Raw genomic sequence first — 25,893 nt, forward strand, 5'->3', positions numbered from 1 at the left:
TAACAGGAAGATATTAATTATTAACGCGCATTGCTAAACACTAGTAGAAAGCAATAAATTTTTATTACGAATAAATTAAAAATTAGATATAATGGGAAAGATTATTGGTATTGACTTAGGAACAACAAACTCGTGTGTTTCTGTAATGGAAGGAAATGAACCAGTTGTAATCATTAACAACGAAGGTAAAAGAACTACTCCTTCTGTAGTCGCTTTTGTAGAAAATGGTGAAAGAAAAATTGGTGATCCAGCAAAACGTCAAGCAATCACTAATCCAGAAAAAACTATCTTCTCTATCAAACGTTTCATGGGTGAAACTTTCGATCAAGTAGCGAAAGAGATCAAAAGAGTACCTTATCACGTTGTTAAAGGAGAAAATAACACACCTCGTGTACAAATTGACGACCGTAAATATTCTCCACAGGAGATCTCAGCAATCACTCTTCAGAAAATGAAGAAAACAGCTGAAGACTATCTAGGACAAGAAGTTTCGGAAGCAGTTATTACAGTACCTGCATACTTTAATGATGCTCAACGTCAAGCAACAAAAGAGGCAGGAGAAATTGCAGGATTGAAAGTACGTCGTATTATCAATGAGCCTACAGCAGCAGCACTTGCTTATGGTTTGGATAAGAAAGACGAAGATATGAAGATTGCGGTATTCGACCTTGGTGGTGGTACATTTGATGTATCTATCCTAGAATTGGGTGACGGAGTATTCGAAGTAAAATCAACTGACGGTGATACTCACCTTGGTGGAGATGACTTTGATGATGTAATTATCAATTGGTTAGCAGATGAATTCCAAAAAGATAAAGGAGTTGATCTACGCAAAGATCCAATGGCACACCAACGTTTGAAGGAAGCTGCAGAGAAAGCAAAGATTGAATTGTCTAGTGGAACTTCTACTGAGATCAATTTACCATATATCTTCCAATTGGACAACATGCCACAACACTTGGTTAAGACACTTACACGTGCACAATTCGAGCAGTTGGCTGATGATCTAATTAGAAGAACTCTAGTTCCTTGTGAGAATGCACTTAAAAATGCAGGACTAAGCTCATCTGATATTGATGAAGTTATTCTAGTAGGTGGATCGACTCGTATCCCAGCTATCGTGGATAAAGTAAAAGCTTTCTTCGGCAAGTCACCTTCAAAAGGAGTTAACCCTGATGAAGTTGTAGCTGTAGGTGCTGCAATCCAAGGTGGTGTATTAACTGGAGAGGTAAAAGATGTACTTCTACTAGACGTTACACCTCTTTCTCTAGGTATTGAGACAATGGGTAGTGTGATGACTAAATTGATTGAAGCGAATACTACGATTCCTACAAAGAAATCACAAGTATTCTCAACAGCCGCAGACAACCAACCAGCAGTAGATATCCATGTATTGCAAGGTGAGCGTTCTATGGCAACTGATAACAAAACAATTGGTCGTTTCCAATTGGCTGACATTCCACCAGCACGTCGCGGTGAGCCACAAATTGAAGTAACATTCGATATTGATGCTAACGGTATCCTTCACGTATCTGCAAAAGATAAAGCAACAGGAAAAGAGCAATCGATCAAAATCGAAGCTTCTTCTGGTCTTAGCGATGAGGAGATCCAACGTATGAAGGACGAAGCAGAAGCTAATGCTGAATCTGACAAACTTGCGAAAGAGAAGATCGACAAGATCAACCAAGCAGATAGCATGATTTTCCAAACGGAGAAGCAGTTAAAAGAGTTTGGTGATAAACTTCCTGCAGATAAGAAAGCGCCTATCGAAGCAGCTCTTGAGAAGCTTAAAGAAGCGCATAAAGCAGAAGATGTACCAGCAATTGACGCAGCTACTGAAGAGCTTAACACTGTATTCCAAGCAGCATCTCAAGAGATGTATAATGCAGGGGCAGGACAAGAATCACAAGGTGGTGCTCAACAACAAGCACAACCAAACCAAGGTGGTAAAGATGATGAAGTAACTGATGTTGACTTCGAAGAAGTCAAATAGGAAGCTAATTTCAAAATAGCTAAATATACTCAAACCCCAGTAAAACAGTGTTTTACTGGGGTTTACTTTTTTATTCAGTTTTAATTTTAAGTTGACTTTCTCTGATTTGTGGGCTATATTTGTACCATGCTAGTACCGCGCACTAATTGATGATAATGTGCGCTCTAATCGGTCTTATTCATGCTTATTTAAAATGACGTAATAAATCACTGGGAATACGATGGGAAAAAGCAATGTGGAAAAGCCTTTTGAAGCCAAAACTGTAGCCACTCGCTTCTGTAGCCCTTACTGCACAAATAAATCAGGAAGAAAAAGAAAAAAACAAGCGAAAGAAGCGGAACTAAAACAAACATTGCTTGAAAAATCCATTGATAAAATCGCAGATGATCGAAAAGAGTGGTATATTTATTTGGAAAGTTATCCGGTATTTGTTCCAGGTAAAATAAAACCCAAACGAATTCGAGAGTACCTCAACAGAGGTGTTACTACCGTTGAATGGGATAAAAAAAGAACTGCCCGAACCAATTCGAATGGTGAAAAAACATACAAACCCAAACGCAATGATAATGGTATAATTGTTTGCCGCAATGAAATTGATACAGAAAGCATATTGTTTGCAGATGGTGTTCGAAAACTACGTCAACGCGAATATGATCATGCTGATTTATATAATGAGACAGAAAGCGAGAAAGCAGAACATAGAGAAAAATCACAATATAATTTCATTGAATATTTTGAGAAATTAATTTTTAAACGTCATGCCAATAGGTCAAAATCCATTCAAGTCAATTGGCAGCGCACCAATGAACTTCTAAAGATATTTGCCGGAGAAATAATTTTGTTTTCACAATTAAATATTGCGACAGCTGAAGATTTTAAACTCTTCCTTTTTTCAGCTCCAATGGGAGGCAATAAAAAAGGAACTATTTCTCACAATACTACTGCAACCTATTACTCAATTTTTAAATCAGCCCTTAAACAGGGAAATTGCATTTAAGATTTTAAATTAATCTCGTTATATTTGTCTATTCGAATAAGACTTCATTTGGTCTTATTCTATATTAATTGCTTCGAGGGAGATGTCCCTTTCTAAAAAAAACATGAATCTAGCACTAGGAAATAACTATGATAACCAATTTACTAAATACTTCCTTCCTTTAGAAGATCCAAGACGAACACAAAAAGGTAATTTTATGTATCCACTCGTAGAAGTATTATTTCTTTCACTATCAGCCGTACTATGTGGTTTTCAGACCAATGATGATATTCAACAATTTGGCGAACTTAAGATTGACTGGCTTAGAAAATTTTACCCATTTACAGAAGGAATTCCTTCACATGACACAATAGGTAGGGTATTTAGGCACCTTAATCCAACACTCTTTAATGAGTGTTTTATTCAATGGGTGTCTAGTCTAACAGAACTCACTTCAGGACAAGTAATAGGTATAGATGGAAAAACTATAAAAGGTTCAGCTAATGCTAAGAAGAATGCCATTCATGTCGTATCAGCCTTTGCTTCAATGAATGGTTTATGTATAGGTCAAGTAACCACAGCGAAGAAAAGCAACGAAATAATTGCCATACCTGAGCTACTAGGTCTTATAACCATCAAGGGGATGATTGTTACTATAGATGCCATGGGATGTCAACTAGATATTGCTAAAAAGATCATCGAGAACCAAGGAGACTATATTCTGCAAGTAAAAGGCAATCAAGAGAAAACAAAAGAAGAGATTGAGATTCAATTCAATACGGATCTTGTTTGCGACTCTAATATGGTCGAAGAATATGGTCATGGAAGGGCCGAAACACGTATTTGTGAGATAATAAAAGACATTGAAGATATTCCAGTGTTGTCTAAGTGGACTGAAATTAAAAGCCTAATTAGAATCACGACACAGGTATTTGAACCATCAATGCAGAAAGAAAGAGCAGAAGTCCGTTATTATATTTCATCCTTAAATACTACAGCTGAGAAGTTTAATCAATTCATTCGTTCCCATTGGGCAATAGAAAACAATCTACATTGGACATTGGATGTCACTTTTAATGAAGACAAACAGCAACGTAAGAAAAATCATGCTGCTGAGAATATGAATATGCTTTGTAAGATGGCTTTAAACATATTAAAGTTGGATAAAGACAACAAAAAGTCAATGAAGTGGAAGAAAAATAGAGCTATTTGTATTGATGAATATAGAGAAAAACTAATGTCGCTTATACACTCTCCTGTAAAGCTTATACCCGAACGGGTATCGTCTTTGCAATTTTAGAAGCCCCGATCTAAAGACCAGTGGAATTCAAAGCTACTAATATAAGTTTGAAACTATTAAGCAATGAATGAGGTTTACTGTTGAGATCATTCAATAATGGGTATATGATCCTTTCCCATACTACTGCTTACAAGGAGGGGTTAAAAGATGCAATGACCAATAGAAATTATGACAGTACATGGCAGGTATCATGCAACAATCCAAGGTGAAACGCTATAATATATGACTTTCAATTATTACTATCATAGTGTCAGTACTTCTTAAAAAAAAATTGCTTTATATGCTTTCTGTTCATTTCCATAAATGTCTGCATATTTAATTTCAACGTTTAACACACTCAAGTGTTTCTTAATATTGTTAGTTAAAACGACATCAGAAGAAGAATGTATTTCATTATTGGAAAAAGAAAACCAAACAAAATCTTAATTGCTAGAAATTATTGATTCAGATCCAAAATGAGCTACATGAAAAGACTGATCTTCAATTCCTGACAATAAACACAAGCCATCCATAAATTGATACATATTGAGTAGACTTCCTTCACAATCAATAAATTTCACAGACTTTATATAAGCGGGACCAAGTCCTTTATTTTTAAAACTAATTTTAATTTCATGACTCGCATCAAAAATTGAAAGCTCTATTTTAGGCTCTACAAGTTTAATATTATGCGTGTTTTGCTTTTGTGAAACCACAAGCTGAAAGACACTTACAAACAATGCAATTGCTGATATTGTTATTGGTAATATTATTATAAATGGGTTCTTAACCAGTAACGTTTCCTTTGACATAGATTATTATTAATAAATGACTTACATCTTGATTTTTTCATCAAACCAACAATTTTTCCAATCGATCTTTAGTTGTTCTCCAGTCAGGGTATTGTTTATCCAATAATTTATAAAACTCGGTACTATGGTTCAAGTGAGCCAGGTGACACAATTCGTGAATGATGACATACTCAATGCATTTTTTAGGTGCTTTTATGAGTTCAAGATTGAGATGTATCTGACCTCTTTTATCACAACTCCCCCAACGTTTATCCATCCACCTGTACTTGAGCACAGGTTCCCCAGTGTAAAATTGTTTTGAAAATGGGATACATTCTTCAAACAGTTTCTGAAAATGAGAGTCTGCTTTGTTCTTGTACCATTTTTTTAGAAGTTTCTCTATTTTATATTTGTCGGCTTTACTTTTTACAAAGACATTGATATTACCTGCCTGCAGTTTCACTTTTTCTTTATCGGACTCGAATATTTTCAGTCGATACTGCTTACCTAGATACAAATGAGTTTCTCCACTGATATACTTTCGGGCGGGTGTATATGGATGAAAAGTGAGAAAAAAATCTTGTTGTTTGATGATCCAGCCCGCTTTACTTATTATTTTCTCCTTTATCTTCTCAATGCTGGTATCCATAGGAGCTATAACTCTTACAGATTTGTCTGGATAAACTTTAATGCCAAGCGTCTTACGCTTTGCAAATTCCAAAGTGTATTCAATAACTGATGTTCCATATTTAATCTGCTCCTCCATCTCTCCTATTCCTTTTAAAGAATTCATCCCCATTAACTATGTAATAACTCACCTTGCCATATTCAATTTTGATTTCCTCTTTCCATAAATCACGAATAATTGAATTTTTATGATTGTACCAATTATTCATTCCCGCCTGCCAACTGAGCCATATTTTTTCATCAATCCTATTACGATCGTGCCAAAAATATTCTTCTGCACACAAATTAAAGAAATCAATAATCACTGCCTTATCTATCTTTGCTAAATCATTTATTGAATTGGCTCCTTTATTCGACTCAACAATTTGACTCAATCGATTATTTAATTTATCATATCTTTTATTAAACTCTGAGAAAAGCTCTTTCATCATTTTATCATCCTCTCGTTTTTTTGCTGATCGTGAAAACGATATCGTTGCAATTAAGCCAAAGGCTCCTAATATTAAGGATGGCAGAAGTGATATTAATTTATCCATGACTATTTGTATTTAAGGATTGCAATCTTCATACATTCTTCGATAAGATTGTCTATTTTATCCCAGTTGGTATCTAAATCATATTTTTGGAATAGATCATAAATGGCATCACCCAATTCAATATTTATTTTTCCTGTCACATCATTGTTTCTGTGCCAATCGACGATCTTTTTCTTATCTAAATAAATGTATTCTTTAACGGTATTATCTATTACCAAACTCACCTCAATATGAAAAGGTGTCTTGAGTAAATCTACATCTTCGAAAATAGTTTTACTGAAGTTATAGAATGCCAAAGCCACTTCGTTATTAATCAATTGGGCAGGGGCATCATCAGAACGCCCTTTAAAGAACTTGTCTTCAAAGGCTTTGGCTTTATTTAAATAATCAGCTTCACTCATGCGTTTGTGATGATACTCTTCTATGGTATCTTTAATAAGATCTGCCAATTTTCGATAATAAACAGGGTCTTCCTGCATTTTCACATTTATAGCCTTAATTGTACGACTGGCAATGTGATCGGCTTGTGCTGCTTTTCCCACCAATTTTCCAACCTCAGATTCACGCTCGTCTTTATCGAAGATATTTACCAATTCGGTAATCTTCATGATCTCGCCTTCGGTAGAAATATGTTTATTAATGAGCTTCTGAATTTGAGGCTCAAACTCTCTATACGACATCTCGTCGTTGTAACGTCTTTTGACATCCACACGGAGTTTAAGGAAAAACTTAGCATCACTTTTAAAGTTCTCAATTTTTGCCGCAGCCGTATTCGTCATAAAATCAACAGAAGACAATGCTATTTTTAACATTCTTGAAAAAGTGCTTAACTTCTCATAGAATTTGTTTCTGATATCTTCCGGAGACAGAAATTCTTCATAAGCTGTGGCTTCAAAATTTTTGTCTTTTAAAGTTTTGAATATATCCCATAATTCCGAATGAGATTGCGGTAGCTTTTTTAACTCTTCATTCAAATTGGTCATCGAGCCTTCAAGGTCACCCTCTTCAAAACCTTCTAGTCCCGAATAGGTACTTAGTGCGCCATCTAAATTCTCCAGATTTCCATAGTAGTCGATAATGTAACCATAGTCTTTACCCGGAAAAACACGATTAACTCTAGCAACAGCCTGTAAAAGGGTATGCTCTTTTAGTGATTTACACAAATAAAGAACTGTATTACAGGGCGCATCGAAGCCTGTGAGAAGTTTTGCAACCACAATGATAATTTCAGGATCCTCCCGATTTTTGAATTGATTGATAATGCTTTTTTCATACTTCCTGATATCACCATACTTATCGATCATGGCTTTAAAATAAGCATCTTCACGTTCCTTTTCTTCGTTCACATTATAGAACCCATCTGTGGTTCCTTTACGTTGATCAGACTGCGTCACAACAACTTCAGAAGTTACTTTCCCTATCTCATCCAAATAATGCTTGTAAAGCAAAGCGGTTTTAATAGAAGGTGCCACCAGCTGTGCTTTTGGCTTATATGCATCGTTATTTGTTTGGAAGAAATCGGTATAATGCTCGCTAATATCCCATGACCTGGCATAAACTATCTGATCTGCTTTATTGAGCTCATTTATGGTATTAAATTTCTTCTTTAAAGCAATCTTCCCGTAATCACTTAATGGTTCAGATACTTTATCGAAGAATCGATTAATTGGCTCTGAATTTAGAGTAATCAGATTATGTCGCCCTTCGTACAAAAGAGGGACAACTGCACCATCTTCAACAGCATCGTTTACCGTATATGCCTTGCCTATGTAGCCACCAAATTTGTTAGCAGTACTCTTTTCCTTTTTCATTAAAGGCGTACCTGTAAAGGCTATAAAACACGCATTTTGAAATACTCGCTGCATACTCACATTAAAAGAGCCATATTGCGTTCTGTGCCCCTCATCGATCAGCACAAAGATGTCGGGAGACATAAATGGCTTTTTACATTGCTTAACAGCAGCTTCGAACTTATTGATGATGGTGGTAATGATAGCATCACCACTGTCATTTATTAAGTCTACTAGGTGAGATCCCGTTTTTGCTTGATTCACTTCTTTCTGACACTTCTTAAATGTATCTGAAATCTGATCATCCAAATCTATCCGGTCGGTTACCAATATGATTTTGGGGTTACTGATCTCACTGCTTGATGCAATCATTTGAGCCAGCATTACCATAGTGAGTGATTTACCACTTCCTTGAGTGTGCCAAATAACTCCGCCCCTTCGCTTACCTGTATTGTCAAAATCGCTCACCCTTTTTAGCGTTTCGTTTACCGCAAAATATTGCTGGTAACGAGCCACTTTCTTAGTGCCATCATCGTACAAGGTGTAATTTCGAATAAAATCGACAATACGCTTAGGTTGACACAAGCTATAGAGCAATTCGTCCTGTTTGGTAAGCGGTCTTTCCTCTTGCTCCAAAGTATCGAAATAATTTTTGACGTACTTAAATCGATCAGAAAACAGATCTGTTTTATTATTTTCGGAGAGTGGCTTATTTTTAAGTTCTTTCAGAGAAGTCCAATAATCCTCTTCTGCTTTTTTGTTGGTGAATTGTTCTTTCCATTTTGCCCAAAATTCTTTACTGGTACCTGTTGTGGCATAACTACCATCATTGGTGGCTAAACTCAATAATAAGTTTGAATACACATATAAAGAACGAATCCCGTCCTTACTAAAATTCCTTATATGTTGCTCAACAGCCAGGTCTGTTGGTGACTTGGTGCCACTTAATGATGGGCTTTTACATTCGATAATAACGGTGGGGATGCCATTTATAAAGAGCAATACATCGGGTCGGTAATGATCGGTACGAGCAGTACGCAACACAGAGAACTCCTCGGTGACATGAAAGCTATTGTTTTCAGGATTTTTCCAGTCTATGTAATGCAGGGTATGACTTTTTTTATCACCACCGATGCTTTGCTCAAAAGCTTTCCCCAATGTAATCTGGTCGTATAATGCAGCATTTGCATTGATGAAACCATTTTGAATTGGAAGATCTTTGATTGCCAAAATTGCAGCGCTAATATTAGCATCAGAAAATTCATACTCTTTTCCTTTACGGTAAATACTATTAATTTTCTTTAACTGAGTTCGCAAAACATTCTCAAACAATACCGCAGAGGCTTTACCTCCCCGCCACTTAACCGCCTGTGTAGGCGTTACATATTGATACCCCATATTTATGAGCAGTTGAATTGCTGGTAATTGAGAAATGTGATCTTCTAAAAATGATGGTGTACCCATATATTATTAATTTACCCTTTTCTGACCCGTTAATAATTGTTGCATCAGACCTTTTTTCTGTGTCTGTAATTGAGATAAGTATGATTCATGTATTTGTATCTCCTCATCAGCAGCAGCTATGACTTTAGCTATAGCTTGTTGTTCCATATATGGAGGAATCTTTACTTCTAATTTTGGAAAGTCTGTTTTACTCATCACCCTATTTCGACCCGCTCCACCTGGTGAAATCAAATTAAGCAAATATTTAAAACGTGGTTGCAAAACAAAGTATCTAAAAAAATGAGGGAATGCTTTTCCTTCATTAAATGTAAATGTTGGGAAACGATGTGAAACCAATCCACCTTCATCCTGTTTATCAACGATAGCGATGGCTTGCTCCCAAGCAAAAGTAATATTGACAATTAAATCATACTCTTTTACTTCATACAATGTATCCATTGCTATAGAATCAGGATCAAAATTTTCTTTATGAAAAACACCTTTACCATGACTTCTCAAACCTAGAGCTAGATAATTAAAGCTCGGTTTATCAACTGGTCTTAAAGTAGCTGAAATATAACTACCTAGAGGACAACTTTCCCATTCCCCACTAAAACCAGGCAAACGTGACTTACCAATTAGTAATTGCTGCATTAATCCTTTTTTCCGAAGCTTTAGTTGCCCAATAAGGTTTTGAATATGCTCAATGGCTTTGTCCCATACAGAAAGGATTTCTGCTATTTTTTGTTGTTCAGCGAGAGGGGGTAGAGGGATTTTAATACCAGTAAAGCTTTCTTTTGAGATATTTTTCATACTATTACTTGTTCCAGTTGCCCTGTTCTTAATCTGAAATCTGTAATATTGGGAATTCAATAGAAAATTAAACCACCTAGCATTGACAATTTTATTATTTAACTCTGTTAGCCACAAACGATCCGGGATAAACAGATCCTGTTCTGTTTTAGCCACATATGCACATGCACCTACCAAATCTGGGGTATTCATCCGGCTAATAAGTAACGAATCTTTTTTAGGATTTAATCTTGCTCTTATTAACTCTTGAACTGAAATAATTGCTTTGTTTTGGTCAGGAATAAATATTCCATTATAAACAGAACTAGTTTTAAGAATACCTTTTTCATTATTCAATTTTGTTCTATCTGTAGAATTAACACTTACACCAGATTTTATTGAAGCTACTATATTTGAGATTCGTGTTATTTCCCACACTTCAGGAATCCAACCTATCTTAGTTTTTTTATAGCCTGTTTTATTTTCGTTATATATTGTCATTTATTTCTCTTTTCCTTGATTATAGTTCAAAGAACTCTTTAAATTGCCCAATCACTTTATCTGGAGAAATTGTAATCCCCATACTCTTAAACATTTCCTTGCCAGGTGGTTCTTTAGCCATAATTTCAAGACAGCTTTTCAAATTCTCATTGATTACATCTGGAATTTCTATTTTTTCACCAGGAACAAGAAGTAGTGTCAGACGTAGCATATCCGCCTTGTGTTTTTTAATTTGCTTGGAACAATCTATCTCCCCTTCAAGTGACCTTTGGGTGTAATCAAGTAAAGCCTGAGCCTTTAGGCAAATAAGGGCAATGGTATTGGCAATATTTACCTCATCCTTCACTTCGCTATTATCAAGAGTGAACTTGTAATATTTCTCATCCATTAAAATGGCAGACAGGCTGGAAAGTTCAGCATCGGTTGGTATGGGAGTAAGATGAGATTCTTCATCCAAATCCAATAAGTCAGGATTCTTAGCAAACAGTTCTATCTGATAAGGAAACTCCTTATTTTCAGGCTTTATGAACCTGTAATAATTATGGTCACCCTCCCCTTTTTCGCGCTGCTCATAATTCCCTTTCTTTATAAATTCCCAAAACTGAACTACAAATTCTTTACTTAAAGCCTCGACAATTAAGATGATATCGATATCCTTAGTTACCCTAGGTGAGAATCCTGCCTCCTTAATAAGAATATCGCAAGCCGTCCCCCCAATGATGATATAGTTATCCGTAAAATATTTAAAAAACTCTTTAAATATATCTATTCCTCTTACCATAAGTATTTCTCTTCAATTTGTTCTAATGCCATTTCAATACGTTCGTCACTATCCCCCATAAAACTGATAAACAACGAAAGTGGATCGACAATCTTAGGATACCTGTTAAAAATCTCAGCAAGTGTTAAGGGGTTGTATTTCCAAACCTCCAAACAATATCGCCCTTCGTATTTATTCTCATTTACCAATTTATTACTCTTTTGCAAAGCATAATAAGCATTCTTCTCAATGGCAAAAAACAACTGTCTTGAAGGATTCATATCTGAATATTCAGTAAGAGCAGACTCATTGCTCCTCAAAAGTTGTGTGTCATGTGGAATCTCATCAACAAAAACTCTCTTAAGAACAGGATCACGGTAGAATCCATTCTCTTTCAGTTTTTTCCATAAATCAATCCTATCATATACAAAACTAATTCTCTTCTCTTTAAGCCCCTGAACTTCGATCAAGTCAAGTTGTTTAAGATTTTCAACAGCTTTGGTTATCGCCATTGACGAGTAAACCAGTTTCTCAGCAATTTCTTTAAAAGAAAGATTTTTTATCGCCTCTGCTTCGTCTCTATTTAAGATATGATATAAAACAATCAACTGAGCTGAAGGTGTAAGCGTCTCTTTGTTTTGTTTTTTATAAGGAGCAAAAGACTCTCGAAGATCCATCATTAAGTCAGGAATAAAGAGTTGTTTGCCAGGTACAATGAAATTGATTCTTTTATCGATTAATCGTAAGCGATTATATGAAGCTAATTGAGCTAATACGAGTACAACAGGCATACTGAACGCCTCTCTCAAAAGCTCAATATGTTTATCTGTTTGTGAAATCTTAAAATCATCAACATTCTTATTTTCAAGCAATATAACATGCTGATTCAACAAGGTCGTTTCATATATATTATAAGCATGATATATATAAAGCGGCATAACCTTCAACTGATTCTTAGGGAGCCTTTCTATACCTATTGGCTCTCCCAATATTTCCTTCAAATACGTCTTCAGATATTCCATATCAGATAATTAAACTTGAAACTGCACAATAAACCCACTCAGTTTATTATGCAATTATAGGTTTATTGTTTTAAACTTGCAACATTAATTGTACTTGTTTTAAACAAATGATGCTCATTATTTCTAACATATCCCAATTGGTTAGTAAGAAGCAGTGTATCTGCAATGGTAAAATCGTTTATATTAGAATGATGATGCCCAAAAATCCAATAATTAATATTGGACGACTCGATGAGTTCAAAGAGTTCGGATGCGAAAGCTTCATTAAGCATATCACCCTTATACTGTTCAGGGTAATTCAGAAAAGTAGGCACATGATGAGTAGCTACTACTGTTAATTTTGTTGCAGAATGATTAAGTGCGCTTTTAATAAAATCAATCGATTCTCTATACATCTCATTATAATCAAGAGGTAGAAATGATCTATTCTGATTCTTTATGACAACAAAATCAGAAAGTCTATTCTGTATAAAATATTGATTTTGTTCACTGATATTAGACCATAGAGTAGAGAAAATGAATGTAATATCATCATGCTGTACACAGTGGTTGTTTACCAATGATACATTGTAAAAAATCTTTTCATTTATAACACCCGTACGACTGGATATATCAGAATAGTAATATTCATGATTTCCAGGAATCCAGTAGCTCTGTTTAAACTTACTGGAAAGGTCCTCGAAAAACCATAAATATTTATCCAAGACAACAAAGGGAACGATATCGCCAGAGAGAATCAAGATGTCGCCTATAGGTTCTATAGGATTCGCCCTAAGAAACTTTTCATTCTCTGGAAACTCCAAATGCAGGTCAGAACAATATTGAATCATCATTATTATATCAAATTATCTAATAAGATTCAGTATGTGCAATAATTGCACATACTGAATAATTATTACTTACTCATTTTATTTTTTATCTTCACTTGAATGTTCAATGCCTCCACCATTCCAAACACCTGTTACCGCCCATATTTCATAATGCAGTAACCATTCGCAAGCCCATGGTATTATAGTGTTTGCTAAATACATAGATGAAGACCATTCTCTAGCCAATGGGTAGTATAAGCAAAGTTTCTGCTTTGGTGTGCTATAAACATGTTTAAGTACTATTTGCCCTTCTGCAAGTTTTAAAGGTTTTGGTTCAAGCACAAAGACTTCAGGAGCTCTTCCCATCTTATAATGGAGACGTATTTTATAGGTTCCACTTAATGGAGAAGGAGTTACATCATGCGTCCATGTTATCTCCTTTTCTCTAATTCTTTTAATTATGGAATTAGGGAAATAGGATTTCAGGGCACCCTCTTGGGCTGCCAATGACACACTACTCATCTATGCCAAAGTTTTGATGTTGAGCAATAGTTGTCCTTCCAATAAGACCAACTGTCCCAGTAGTAGCCGCCATTTTCATTTTACCTGACTCTCTTAAAAGTCTTTGATTAACTCCATAGTTATTAAACGCATCATTAAAATCTTTTTCACCAAATGAATCCCTAAGTGACTCCACAACGGCAGGTAGTCCCTTATTCGTATTTGACATTGCAGCATGAACATCTTCACGAACTTTAGCCATCCACTTGTAGAAATTATCCTGCTTTCTAGGGGTATCAGGCCATTTATCAGCAAAGTTTTCTTCATCATTCACAGGATTAGCGATCCATTTAATTGATCTACCATGTTCTTCAGAATATTTCTCTTCTATCTCATTAGGCATTTGATCAATAATATTCACTAATGCTTGAAGAATATCTGTTTCTTTTCTGTAAGCTCTGGCTGCCAATGTTGTAATACTAATAGAGATAGGTTTATCATCGTCCCCATTAAATATCATATCTCTATGGCGTTTAAGAATTTGAACAACTCTTTGCAAGGGATGTTTCTTTTCATGGTATTTAGGCAAAGGTTGAACAGACTCACTCATCATAACAGCCTTTGTAAAACCAATAGTAGCCTGTTGCTCAAACCATATTCCATATCCAAAAGGATTACTTTTCAACCAGTCTTCTGGATGATTTGAGGAATCATAACAGTCCATTTCTCTATCTGTAATTCTTATAGCTAAAGAATCTGGATTCTCCATTTGTCTAGCTGAGAATGCTTTTGCAAGTATGGTTTTATAATCAGTACTCACAATTGCAGGCAAGATATCCATGTGAAATTTTGCAGAATCGGCATACTGTAGCGTCCAACACCTTCTTCCATCTGGAGTCTCAAGAAGATTCTTTATGGTGCCATGATCTTTTAGGCGGTCACCAACCACCATCTTAAGATCTTTTTGCGTCCAATCCAGATTTTTCCCTTCAAGACGACACACAAGATCAACATCAAGTTCATCTTTTTGAAGAGGCTTCACCATGGTTCCAAGCATGAAAGAACCTTGCGGAATAATCTCCGGATTATATCTGTGAAGTGGGGAATTTACGGACGCTAAATGGTTAGCAACAAATTCGTAGCTTTTTAAAGCTTGTTCATGTTGCTCTTTAGTAATATCAAGTGTTTTACCAAACTCTTCGAGGATATCACTAAATTGGGTTATTTGTTCAGTGGTTAGTTGCATATTATTTAATTTTCAGGGTTTTAATAAATTTATTAAGCGTTCTATTTTGGTCATATACGAGCATACTCATATCCGCCTTTGGCATCCATGCACGTCCAAGTTCAATAGCTGTAGAAACAGGCATTGCAGGAAATATATTTAAAACAGCATCTTGACCATAAATCGCTTTTATTTTATCAAATGCTTTCCTGATAAATTCTCTAAAAAGCTTGAGTTGATGCCTACTTTGAAGAAAGTCGTTATAAGGTTCTTCAATTTTTATAGACCAAATGTCAACATCAATACCCATTACATCTGTTAATCGATCATCAGTTATTGTTGCGCTTAGTTCAATTTTTAATGCAACTACATTGGCACGTTTTTCTGGGATGACCAATTCATATTCAATTGATTTATCATCATTTTGCCATGCCCATGTTGATGGTTCTCTGTGTAATTGGTATACTTCAGCAGAATAAATATCATTTAATAAGGTCCCCAGTTTTATCAACAAAGGTTGAGGTGCAAGAGCAAAAATCGAGTAATGTTGTATTCCATCATTCTCTTTAATGTATTCAACCTGTTTTTTAAACAAGGCACATAAGTTTTGCTCTTGAATGTTCCAATATTCAGGCATTGAATCTTCAATGACAGTATTCTTCATACCAAGCTCTATGGCATTGGAACTTAAAGGATAATACTGTGGTATAACAGCTTGTACAGCGCTATCGTATCTTAGCGGAGAATCGTGTTTACCAACCTTTGCACCATACATGATAACATGAGTCATCTTGTTAGGTTGAATACCTGTCAACAGCTCAATTCTAGCCTCATGGTCTTTCTTCATTTGGATAAGAGTCTCAGCAGTATATTCTTTAACAGGCATAGCGTCGATTAAACGATGGCATTCATCACACATAAGCATCAGATTGTTATAATCTGTTTCAAGCTGTGGTGATAAAATCTTATCATATCGAGGACCTTCAGGAGAAAACGCATATATATGAGCTATATATGATTTATTCATAAGATTTCTCGTGATAGAATGAGACCATAATGCTTTATTACAACCCTTGAATTGACACCTGCCTCCAGAGGCTAGCCAAAGTCGTGCTTTTGTATTTGCAGGAATAGGCGGTCTCGGTTCTTTATCTTTTTTCTTTCCCATCTCTAATATCCCAATTCTTTTAAATACCCAGCCATTTGTTTCTCAACTTCAGTCAATTCTGTCTTTAAATTGACTATTTCATTTTGAGTTGCAGCTATATCTACTGGTTCTTCCTCTTCAAAAGTATCAACATAACGAGGGATATTTAGATTGTAGTCATTATCCTCTATTTCCTTACGAGTAGCCACATAGCTGTATTTATCAATACTCTCCCAGTTTTTATATGTGGTATAGATCTTTTCAATATCGACGACTCTTAATCTACTTTGGTTTTTGCCATTATCAAACTCGCGGCTTGCATCAATGAAGAGCACATCAGTATTCTCCCCTTTATTCTTATCGAAGATTAATATACTAGCTGGAATACCTGTCCCAAAAAACAAGTTAGCAGGTAAACCTACTACCGCTTTTAATACATTTTCCTTGACTAAAGCCTGACGGATTTTCCCTTCGGAGCTTCCACGAAACAAGACACCATGAGGCAATACTACGCCCGCTCTACCGTGTTCATTCAGGGTTTCTATCATGTGGGTAATAAAGGCATAATCCCCTTTACTTTTTGGCGGAACTCCTCTATGGAAACGGAGGTAACGATCGGCACTGGCGTCATCGGCTCCCCATTTGTCCAGAGAAAAAGGAGGATTTGCAACGACAATATCGAACTTCATAAGAGAATCATTCTCGACCAACTGTGGGCTATTGATTGTGTCGCCCCATTCAATTCTAGCGTTGTCCATTTCATGCAAGAACATGTTCATTCGAGCCAAAGCCCAAGTGCTTCCATTTACTTCTTGCCCATTTAAAGAAAGATTTTTACTACAAATCTCCTTGGCCACTTTTAATAGTAAAGAACCGGAACCACAAGTCGGGTCACATACCCTATTTCCATCTTTTGGCTCAATTAACTTTGCCAATAAGCTAGAAACCATAGAAGGTGTATAAAATTCGCCTGCTTTTTTTCCTGCATCCGAAGCAAAATTTGCAATCAAGAATTCATAGGCATCTCCAATCACATCATTATCTTCCAAATTCGAAGGTCTTAGGTTCAGGTCAGAAAAGTCAGTCAAGAGATTTTTTAATCGTCTATTCCTATCTTTCGTTTGTCCAAGATTGGCTTCTGAATTGTAGTCAATATTACGAAACACCTTTTCTAACTTGGAACGGTTGGCATCTTCGAGGTTTTCCAAAGCAATATTGATGAGCTCACCTAAATTGTCTTCGTTACGCTCCTCATAAATAAAGTCGAAAGAGCTTTCTTCAGGCACTTTGAATCTTTCGTGTTTTAAAGCTCGATCTACACGCTCAGCATCGCTATTGTACTTATGCATGTATTCTTCTTTCTTTTCTTTTTGCACATCAGTGATGTACTTTATAAAGAGCATGGTTAAGATATAATCTTTGTATTGAGCTGCATCAATGGTTCCACGGAAAGTATCACATGCTTTCCAAACCTTTTGATTAATTATATCTTGAGTTAGTTTATTGTTCATATTTCTATTTTTTTATTGAATTAAAGAGAAGCAAGTCTATTTGCTTATCCTTGATTATTAAATTTAGTTATCCTCTTGGTGGAAAATTATCATTCCCATGGGAATCCTTTCTTTGGATTTGTCCATTTTTGCCGTGGATAACCAATTCAGAACTTTCTTTACGTGAAAGATCTCTGCTGTAATTTTCAGCGTCTTTTTTTGTGTCAAAATGTTTAGAAGCTCTTGATGCTCCACCTTTTTTAGAATCCCAACCACCATCGTGATTTGGTACTACGTGTCTAGTATTAGCCATAATTTTATCAATTTTGCAATCGTCCAATATTGTTACGGATTAGGACGAGTTAGCCGAGTCATTGCAAATTTTGCAAAGTGATAATTAAGGCATATCTTTGTTTTGCGAAACATTATTAAACTCAGTTGGGTGACAAGCCCCTGAGCCTCAACAACACCTTATTACAGAGTCTTAAAAAGCGACTAACTTTTTAAGACTTTTTTACTGTCTTTGTCACACTTATTTGATTAGTAATCAACTTATTGATCAAACCTCGCTTGAGGTCTTTTTTATTCTCTAATAATTTTGCTGTTAATTCGACATCTCTATCGAGTAGATTACCCAATTTAATAATCCGCTTCTGTTCATCGATTGATGGAATTATCAATTTTAAGTGCTCTAATTCCTTTTTGGGAATCGAGGTAATTGTTGCACCAGCACCAATAGATTTAAGCTCAAACTGCATTTTTTGAGAATTAAGATAGTAGGCTAAATATTCACCTAAAATAAATTCCACTTTTGCGCGGAGGATATAAAAAAGTGAAGATGGCACAGCCTTACCTATTGTATCGTTATATGCCCAAGCAAAAATTCGTTGCCCTTTCCCTGCTAATATCACATCGTTGTTTTGCAAAAGGAATCTATCTGTTTTTTCAGATGAGTCAATATAACTTTTCGTAAATATTGTTGGCTGGTAAAAATCATCGAAATGACCAGCAAGTAGATATTTAATACGACCTTCATCTTGTCCTTTTTCATAAGGACCAAATTGAATTTCTGCTATGTCGTCAAGTTTTACAATCATCAGGAAATATTTTTGTACATCGTTTCGAATTCAAAGATAATACATTATTTTTAATAAATACATAGTTTTTTAATTGTACGGCATTTCAGATTGATTGCATTTATGATATTTCTTCACCTCTTTTAATCTGCAATTACCCGCAAACGCAGCTCTCATGAGTGTATTATACATAAAATAATCCCCACTAAATTCTCTTAAAATAAATCACTATTTAGAATAAATCTCTCTAATATGATGTTATTTGGGCCTGAGATATGAGGGAAATCTAAGAAGAGTTAATAAAGACATTTGCTTCAAGGAGGAAAATATTCCCCATGAATCATGAGGAATATTTGTTGGGTATTGTAAATTATAACCCAATAGCAATATGCCAATATATGATTACGTAATGTGTGAAGTTTCGACGAACTTTAATATTAATTAGTGCTTATCTCAAACCTCTGAAACACTTATTGTCCATACTATGGGGTAAGTGCAGTTTTTATTTATTCATATTTAGTGCAATACTTGATAATATTAAACCTACACCAAAGAGTTCATTAGTACTCTTCACATATTCAGTTAGTGAAATTTTCTTTTGAATAGTACTTCCTTTGCCTGTTCCCAAATCAACTTCATTAGTTTCTATATTTAGAAATGAATTCTTATGGTGAGTACCGTTTCGTAACCAAGAAAAATAAGAATTTGCTAGAAAAGATAAATTACTATTATTTTCAAAATTCATTGCTCTCTTTGCCTTGTCAGATTGAATATACTTAGAAAGAGAAAATTCAACTGTCTTAAATTCATCAAAGTTCCTACCTGCCTTAACATTATTCATGATTGTAGGTATCACAAAAAGATCTCCAACAATTTCATATAAATCTCCATATATAGTACATATTTCTTCCCAGTTAACATTTGCGGTCATATCTTCCGTAACCTCCCAACCGAACTTTTGATATAGAATAGTACTTTGGAATTGGTGAGACCGCTTCATATAAGTATTACACAATTCATAAATTCGATTAAAGATTTTATTATCATTCCTTATATACAATTTAGCATCAGTCAATTCTAACGAATTATACTCATCACAAATATTCTCGTAGTCATCTTCCAATTCACCACTTGTAAAAGTCCATAACCACTCATTAAACAGATTAAATAATTCTCTAAATTTTAAACCACATACTTCCCTTAAAGCTATCTCACCTTTTGTCGACAGGATTCTCAAGGGCATTTCAATTTTATCCCATTTACTATTAAAAGTACCCCACCTCTGTTGTTCTTCTTGAAATTGTTCTTTTTCTAGGTTATTCCTAAAAGCATTTTGAAAAACATTTGCAGTTTGAAAATAATATGGGTCATTCTTCGCATTATTATGAGTCGGAATTTCAGGGTGTAAATTCTGTACAGTTACATCCCAATATTGGGAGTCATCAACCTCAATGTGTTTTGCACCTTTAATTATGATTTTCCCTTTAAATTCTTTGTGTCCAATTTCAATATTTTTAGAACAATCATCGCATTGAAAAGATGCAAATTGAGGGTAGTTATTTCCTAAGCCATAACGAATTCTATATTTTTTACTACAATCATCACATTCAATAAAGAAACTATATGTCATATTTTTTATTCATAATATTATTACAGGGCTTGTTCATAAAATAAAGGTATAATAAAAGGTCGCTAATTCATATTATATTTGGATTGCTAAAAACAGATATAAAGCATGAACAACGACCTTTCGAACAACAAAGTTAGATTATTCTACAACGACCTACAAATAAATCTTAATGATACAAGAAGTAACTCTGGCCGTAAGCATGAGTTAGCCTTTGTGATAACGCTTCTAGTGATCTCTATTTTGAGAAGCTACGGACATCTAAATATGAGTAAGATTCATCGTAATATGTTACGTAACTACGAGAATTTATGTGTTTGTTTACAGAAGGATATTGATCATTGTATTAGCAGAGTTCAACTATCTAGGGTCTTATCTTCATTAGATTTCATTTCCTTCTTGTCAATTCGCACAAGTAAAGAGGGTTTGTCTGAATGGTATGCCGTAGATGGGAAAGAATTAAGAGGGAGTATTGATTTAAACACCAAGGATACTAGAGGTTTAAGTATTGTCTATGCTTTATCACACTTGACCAATCAACAACAACTTTTGGGTTACTATGATGGAACTAAAGAGAGTGAAAAGGAGGTTGTCAAAGAGTCCATAAAGGATATGCCAGATGCTGCAAAAATAAGTCTAGATGCCATGCATAACTCATCTGGATTGTTATCAGACATTGAACAAAACAATCGTTTCTATTTAACGCAAATAAAAGCAAATCAGAAGCACTTAAAAGAAGATTTAATCCATACCTCAGAACATCTTATTGCTGATGAAGTGTTGTCAGAAATCGACAAATCACATGGTAGAATAGACCAACGAGATTATGCGACTTATGTAATAAATACCGAGATGCTACAACCTCGATGGTCGGAAAGTGGCATCTGTAAGATGATTAAAGTAACAAGGTCAAGTTCTTCTATGAGTACAGGCAAATGTCGTAATGAAAACCGATATTATATCACGAATTATAATGGTGATATCGCTGAAATTGCAGGTGCTATAAGGAATCATTGGAAAATAGAAGTGATGAATCGAATAAGAGATGTCAATTTTGGAGAAGACAATTTTAAGTCCCTAAATCATGGAATACAGAAATCTATGGCTGCTATTATGCTATTCATATGCAGTGGGTTAGTTAGAATAAACAACGAAGGTAACTTAAATATATTAAGAGAAGAACTTGTTCATAATCCAGAGAAAATAAACAAGTTCTTTGCCGCATAATTTTTATGAACAGGCCCTGAATATTATTATATCTCTGCAAGAGATATCGGATTAATTACAGCTAACTGGATATCTAGTCAACTAGATATCCTAGCACTTTTTTACTATCATAGCATATACATACTATATATAGGACTATCCCTAAATTTAACGCAAAGCTATCACGTTTGAACAACAATTGATAATCAAAACATGAAATTATGAAAAAACATAATGATGTATGAGGATTAACATCTTGACAAGGACAGATACCAATCGTAAATATAAATCATTTTTTTTGATTGAAACTAGAGAGGATGAGCTCAAAAGAAATTTGACTTTGACACTGTTCTGAGATGAGATTGGTGACGCGATGACATTCTTTAGTTAGGTGGCTGGATAAGCTTTTTCATAAACAATGCGATGCAGAACGTTACCAAAGCCTTATTTCTTCGGCTTTTGTAGAGGATGTTTTGATATAATGGAGGCAGGGTTTCTACAAGCTCATGATTGGCACTAAGCATTTCCCTAGCAATATCATTGGCATATACCATAAAGGTATTTAGTCCTGGAGAGAAACGTCTGAAATACTTCTCTTGTGAATAGGCTTCAACTCGCTTTTTAAGTATTAGATATAAAAACACCCAGAATAGTCTGGGTATCTAGCTATAATTTTAATCAATTGCAGGTATATAATTCTTATCTAGGATTTCTTTAATATCACTGGTTATATAAAGAGTTTTACCTCCAATCTGAATGAAAGAGATCGCTGCCTCATCACGATACTTTTGAATCAAGCCGAAGTGGGAATTGATTGTATTAAAACAAATTTACAATTCAAAAATTGGAAAATAAATAGAACTGGTGCAGATAAAGGTGGTCATTGGGAAATAACTAAACCTCACAACTGAATATTTTTTTAGTACTTAATTCAATTTTAAGACACTTTTTTGTAAATTTGGGTAGTGAATACAATCTTGCACAATAAGAAGTCTTCATTTGTACCAAATCTGTACGAGAAAATCGTAAAACACTGATAATTAATATCGGTTAGTTTTGAGGAAGTGAAGTAATCCTACTCACATACATAAATCAGAAAAGCGATTATCTCGAAAGAGGTAATCGCTTTTTCTTTCTCAACAGATTATTTGAATACTAAATCGGTGATGGGTTAGGCAAAATATATGAGGAATAGGGTAAGAACCACCTTTTCTCGGACACAATAATTCTGAGATAACGAATTCTATCGTTTAGGGAGCTAAAACAACCTTCTCACCAATTGACCTCTGTTATTCGATTCATTACTTCTATTTTCCAATGATTCCTTATAGCGCATGCGATTTCATGCTCGATTTCCTTTATAATATTGTATTTCATTTTGATGTTTCTTCAAATAATTTAAAAACAATCATCCCAATTAGTAATATCTTTTCGTATAATTGTTTACAGATATGTACTTATACCTTTAAAATATGAAAAGAACTACAATTTTACTCTTTACAGTACTTCTGATCTTCACTGCTTGCACAAAACAGCAAGTAAATACAACTACATCAAATACCATTAAAGTTGGTGTATTCGATAAAAACGGCGACAGCCCATTCTGCATTACCGATGCTATGGAAGCATTAAAAATCGATAAAGATATTGACCCCCGTGTCATTTCAGCTGCTGATATCATGATAGGCAATACTGAAGATATTGACGTGTACTTATTTCCAGGAGGTAGTGGGAGTTCAGAAGCAGCCAGCCTTGGAGAAACTGGTCGACAAAGAATAATTGATCTTGTTAAAAAACAAGGCAAAGGAATTGTTGGGATATGTGCTGGAGCCTATCTATTAACAGGAACCGAGAACTACACTTTCTTAAACTTAAGCGGATATAAAGCCATCGATGTAGAACATGACCATAGAGGACATGGGCTATCGGAATTTTCATTAACCCAAGAAGGGAAAGAAATATTCCCTGAATTGGCCGATAGAGAAATATCATACTGTCAATATTACGAAGGACCAGTAATGGTTCCAATAACCAACAACGAAAGTAAGTATACCAAGCTGGCAACCATGTTAAGCGATGTGCATACCATTGAAGGTACACCGGCTAACATGACCAATAACAAACCTTTTATCACCATCAATAAGATTGGGAAAGGAAAAACCGCATCCGTTGTAGGACACCCAGAATGCACTCCTGGAATGAGATGGATGATTCCTCGCCTTATAAGAGTGGTAGCAAACAAGAAGATCATCTCATACGATGAGAATGTAGTGAAACCAGATCTATACCATCAAGAGATCCTATTTACCGAAGAACAACAGGCAAAGTACAGACATTCTAAGAAACAGCTTTGTAAATCGAAAGAAGAAAAGCTAAAAGCGATGCAGGAACTGGTAGATATGAGTGCATGGTCTGCCAAAAAATTAATTCCTCCGATGCTACGAGATCAGGATTTTGAAGTGAGATTATTGGCAGCAAAATTAACAGTTCAACTCGAAAGGACTGATGCTATAAATGATGTAAAAGCTACGATTCTAAATGAATCAGATCAGAAAAACAAAATGCTATTGGAAAAGGAACTGAACCTATTGCAAAGCCTTTATGGAAAACAAAGCCAATAAGTAATTAACTTATTACCTGATGTTTCCCATGTAGGCTAACATCTTGATTTACAGCATAAAAAGAAGCATGTTTATTTTGATAATTCATTAATTATCAGTAAATTAATGTTGTTCCAATAACCAAATAAATCATGCTTCAGAATAAAAGTACAAAAGTTTTTTCAGAGACACAGAGTTTTTTCAGTTCAAGTGAAAAAGGAATTAATCGAATTATTAGCCTTTACAAGTTACTCAACTTAAGACAACTGAAATTAGGAAATAAAGAGTTGCCTCAGTCTACTTACTTCAAAGGTGACATACTATTAGGCTTACTACTTTTCCCAATTTTCTCTATCCCTAATATTTATAGCTACAGTAAGCATTATCTATCAGAGATGTTAGAAGCACAAAAGAATACATTCTATCGATTTAAAAATAACAGCCAGATAGATTGGCGTACTATAGTTTCATCATGTAATAATAAACTCTTTGGTCAAATAGCCAAAAACTCTCACTCTGATGACTGTAATCAAGCAGAAAGATGCTTAATTATTGACGATACTGATTTTGAGAAGTCTACCTACAAAACTGAACATGTTAGTAAAATATGGTCGCATGTAACCCATCGTTATATATTTGGTTTTAAAGGATTATTTCTAGGTTTATGGGATGGCAAAAGCTATTTTACATTGGACTTCTCTCTACATAAAGAAAGAGGGAAGAATAAAAAGACTCCATTTGGACTCACTGCCAAACAACGTAAAAAACAGTTCTCAAAGAAACGATCAACAAAGAGTAATGGGTTTAACCGAGAGAAAGAACTCGTTATTGATAAAATAACGATGGCAAAAGAGATGATGGTAAATGCTATTAAACAAGGAATTACAGTAGACTACATACTTATGGACAGTTGGTTCTTCTGTGATTCAATATTAAAAACTGTGATCTCTAATGGTATGCATCTTGTTGCAATGGCTAAGATGTCTAGTGCTAAATATTCTTTCAAAGACAAAGAATATAGCACCAAAGAACTTGCTCTCTTACTTAAACAGCGAAAGAGAGTAAAATGGGTAAAGTCACTTAGTCTATATTGTGCAGAAGTCACAGTGAAATATAAAGGTACAGATGTAAAACTATTCTTTTGCAAGAACAGTAAGCGAGGGAAATGGCATTTATTGGTATCTTCAAATACAAAGCTGAGCATAGAGAAAGCTTATCAGATATATAGTATTAGATGGAGTATTGAGGTCTTTTTTAAGGAATCAAAGAACTATTTTGGTTTAGGAAAATCTCAATCGAGTGATTTTGATGCTCAAATAGCAGATCTATCTGTAGCTATTATTGAGTTTAACGTTTTTAGTTTAGCAAAAAGGTTCGAGGCATATGAGACGCTAGGTGGAATCTTTGCTCATGTAAAAGATCAAGGAATGGAACTTGTAATAGTACAACGAATTTGGGGTTTTATCCTCGAATTGATGAGAACTCTCGCAGAAATCATCGATAGTGATTTTAATGAATTGATAATCAGTGTACTTAAAAATAAACCCGAAAATAATAAATTCTTTAGGCTCATTGAATCAATGGTTTATGAACCTGAATAAAGACATGGGAAACATCAGTTATTACTATAAATAAAAAAAGC

Annotated in this window: 21 protein-coding genes; 6 read left to right on the plus strand and 15 right to left on the minus strand. The window is 34.9% G+C overall.

Going from position 1 to position 25,893, the window contains the following annotated elements:
* The first annotated feature begins 91 nt into the window (after positions 1 to 91).
* The 3 genes from dnaK to K5X82_06995 all read left to right on the plus strand — a co-directional run bounded on the left by dnaK (position 92) and on the right by K5X82_06995 (position 4,269).
* Complete coding sequence (gene dnaK / locus K5X82_06985) at positions 92 to 1,993, plus strand: molecular chaperone DnaK (GenBank protein ID QZT38633.1); 1,902 nt, start codon at positions 92 to 94, stop codon at positions 1,991 to 1,993.
* A gap of 220 nt (positions 1,994 to 2,213) precedes the next feature.
* Positions 2,214 to 2,990 (plus strand): phage integrase SAM-like domain-containing protein, encoded by a 777-nt coding sequence (locus tag K5X82_06990; GenBank protein ID QZT38634.1) that lies wholly within the window; start codon positions 2,214 to 2,216, stop codon positions 2,988 to 2,990.
* Between the two features lie 103 nt (positions 2,991 to 3,093).
* The gene (locus K5X82_06995; protein ID QZT38635.1) at positions 3,094 to 4,269 is read left to right on the plus strand and encodes an ISAs1 family transposase; all 1,176 of its coding nucleotides are present in this window, start codon (positions 3,094 to 3,096) and stop codon (positions 4,267 to 4,269) included.
* 422 nt (positions 4,270 to 4,691) lie between these two features.
* On the opposite strand, the gene K5X82_07000 is transcribed toward K5X82_06995, so the two are convergent.
* The 15 genes from K5X82_07000 to K5X82_07070 form a co-directional block, all read right to left on the minus strand.
* Positions 4,692 to 5,060 (minus strand): hypothetical protein, encoded by a 369-nt coding sequence (locus tag K5X82_07000; GenBank protein QZT38636.1) that lies wholly within the window; start codon positions 5,058 to 5,060, stop codon positions 4,692 to 4,694.
* 40 nt (positions 5,061 to 5,100) lie between these two features.
* A complete protein-coding gene (locus K5X82_07005; GenBank protein ID QZT38637.1) occupies positions 5,101 to 5,832 on the minus strand; it encodes a M48 family metallopeptidase in 732 nt (243 codons plus the stop codon).
* Positions 5,789 to 6,262, minus strand: coding sequence for a hypothetical protein (locus tag K5X82_07010; GenBank protein QZT38638.1), 474 nt, complete (start codon positions 6,260 to 6,262; stop codon positions 5,789 to 5,791). Before K5X82_07010 ends, K5X82_07005 begins: the two co-directional genes overlap by 44 nt.
* 2 nt (positions 6,263 to 6,264) lie before the next feature.
* The gene (locus tag K5X82_07015; GenBank protein ID QZT38639.1) at positions 6,265 to 9,516 is read right to left on the minus strand and encodes an HsdR family type I site-specific deoxyribonuclease; all 3,252 of its coding nucleotides are present in this window, start codon (positions 9,514 to 9,516) and stop codon (positions 6,265 to 6,267) included.
* Positions 9,517 to 9,522: 6 nt separating this feature from the next.
* Positions 9,523 to 10,788 carry a restriction endonuclease subunit S gene (locus K5X82_07020; protein QZT38640.1) on the minus strand — a complete coding sequence of 422 codons (1,266 nt, stop codon included), beginning with the start codon at positions 10,786 to 10,788 and terminating at the stop codon, positions 9,523 to 9,525.
* A 19-nt stretch (positions 10,789 to 10,807) separates the two neighbouring features.
* Positions 10,808 to 11,569, minus strand: coding sequence for a hypothetical protein (locus tag K5X82_07025; protein ID QZT38641.1), 762 nt, complete (start codon positions 11,567 to 11,569; stop codon positions 10,808 to 10,810).
* A complete protein-coding gene (locus K5X82_07030) occupies positions 11,563 to 12,570 on the minus strand; it encodes a MarR family transcriptional regulator (GenBank protein ID QZT38642.1) in 1,008 nt (335 codons plus the stop codon). Before K5X82_07030 ends, K5X82_07025 begins: the two co-directional genes overlap by 7 nt.
* 62 nt (positions 12,571 to 12,632) lie before the next feature.
* On the minus strand, positions 12,633 to 13,403 hold the full coding sequence (locus K5X82_07035) for a metallophosphoesterase (protein QZT38643.1): 771 nt from the start codon (positions 13,401 to 13,403) through the stop codon (positions 12,633 to 12,635).
* A gap of 75 nt (positions 13,404 to 13,478) precedes the next feature.
* Complete coding sequence (locus tag K5X82_07040) at positions 13,479 to 13,901, minus strand: hypothetical protein (GenBank protein QZT38644.1); 423 nt, start codon at positions 13,899 to 13,901, stop codon at positions 13,479 to 13,481.
* Positions 13,894 to 15,126, minus strand: a complete 1,233-nt coding sequence (locus K5X82_07045) for a nucleotidyltransferase (protein ID QZT38645.1) — start codon at positions 15,124 to 15,126, stop codon at positions 13,894 to 13,896. Before K5X82_07045 ends, K5X82_07040 begins: the two co-directional genes overlap by 8 nt.
* A 1-nt stretch (position 15,127) precedes the next feature.
* Entirely contained in the window at positions 15,128 to 16,273 is a 1,146-nt protein-coding gene (locus K5X82_07050; protein QZT38646.1) for an SAVED domain-containing protein, read from the minus strand.
* A gap of 2 nt (positions 16,274 to 16,275) precedes the next feature.
* The gene (locus K5X82_07055; protein ID QZT38647.1) at positions 16,276 to 17,763 is read right to left on the minus strand and encodes a type I restriction-modification system subunit M; all 1,488 of its coding nucleotides are present in this window, start codon (positions 17,761 to 17,763) and stop codon (positions 16,276 to 16,278) included.
* 67 nt (positions 17,764 to 17,830) lie between these two features.
* Positions 17,831 to 18,055 (minus strand): DUF2188 domain-containing protein, encoded by a 225-nt coding sequence (locus K5X82_07060; GenBank protein QZT38648.1) that lies wholly within the window; start codon positions 18,053 to 18,055, stop codon positions 17,831 to 17,833.
* Between the two features lie 190 nt (positions 18,056 to 18,245).
* On the minus strand, positions 18,246 to 18,839 hold the full coding sequence (locus K5X82_07065; protein ID QZT38649.1) for a restriction endonuclease subunit S: 594 nt from the start codon (positions 18,837 to 18,839) through the stop codon (positions 18,246 to 18,248).
* Positions 18,840 to 19,320: 481 nt separating this feature from the next.
* Positions 19,321 to 20,448, minus strand: a complete 1,128-nt coding sequence (locus K5X82_07070; GenBank protein QZT38650.1) for a hypothetical protein — start codon at positions 20,446 to 20,448, stop codon at positions 19,321 to 19,323.
* Positions 20,449 to 20,553: 105 nt separating this feature from the next.
* Here K5X82_07070 and K5X82_07075 point away from each other — a divergent pair, with 105 nt between their 5' ends.
* From K5X82_07075 to K5X82_07085, 3 genes are all read left to right on the plus strand, one after another.
* Positions 20,554 to 21,672: an ISAs1 family transposase gene (locus tag K5X82_07075; GenBank protein ID QZT38651.1), complete on the plus strand. Its 1,119-nt coding sequence runs from the start codon at positions 20,554 to 20,556 to the stop codon at positions 21,670 to 21,672.
* Between the two features lie 1,451 nt (positions 21,673 to 23,123).
* Positions 23,124 to 24,272 (plus strand): hypothetical protein, encoded by a 1,149-nt coding sequence (locus K5X82_07080; GenBank protein ID QZT38652.1) that lies wholly within the window; start codon positions 23,124 to 23,126, stop codon positions 24,270 to 24,272.
* A 131-nt stretch (positions 24,273 to 24,403) separates the two neighbouring features.
* A complete protein-coding gene (locus K5X82_07085; protein ID QZT38653.1) occupies positions 24,404 to 25,852 on the plus strand; it encodes a transposase in 1,449 nt (482 codons plus the stop codon).
* Positions 25,853 to 25,893 lie beyond the last annotated feature (41 nt).

This window comes from Prolixibacteraceae bacterium, assembly GCA_019856515.1.
GTDB lineage: Bacteria > Bacteroidota > Bacteroidia > Bacteroidales > Prolixibacteraceae > Halosquirtibacter > Halosquirtibacter xylanolyticus.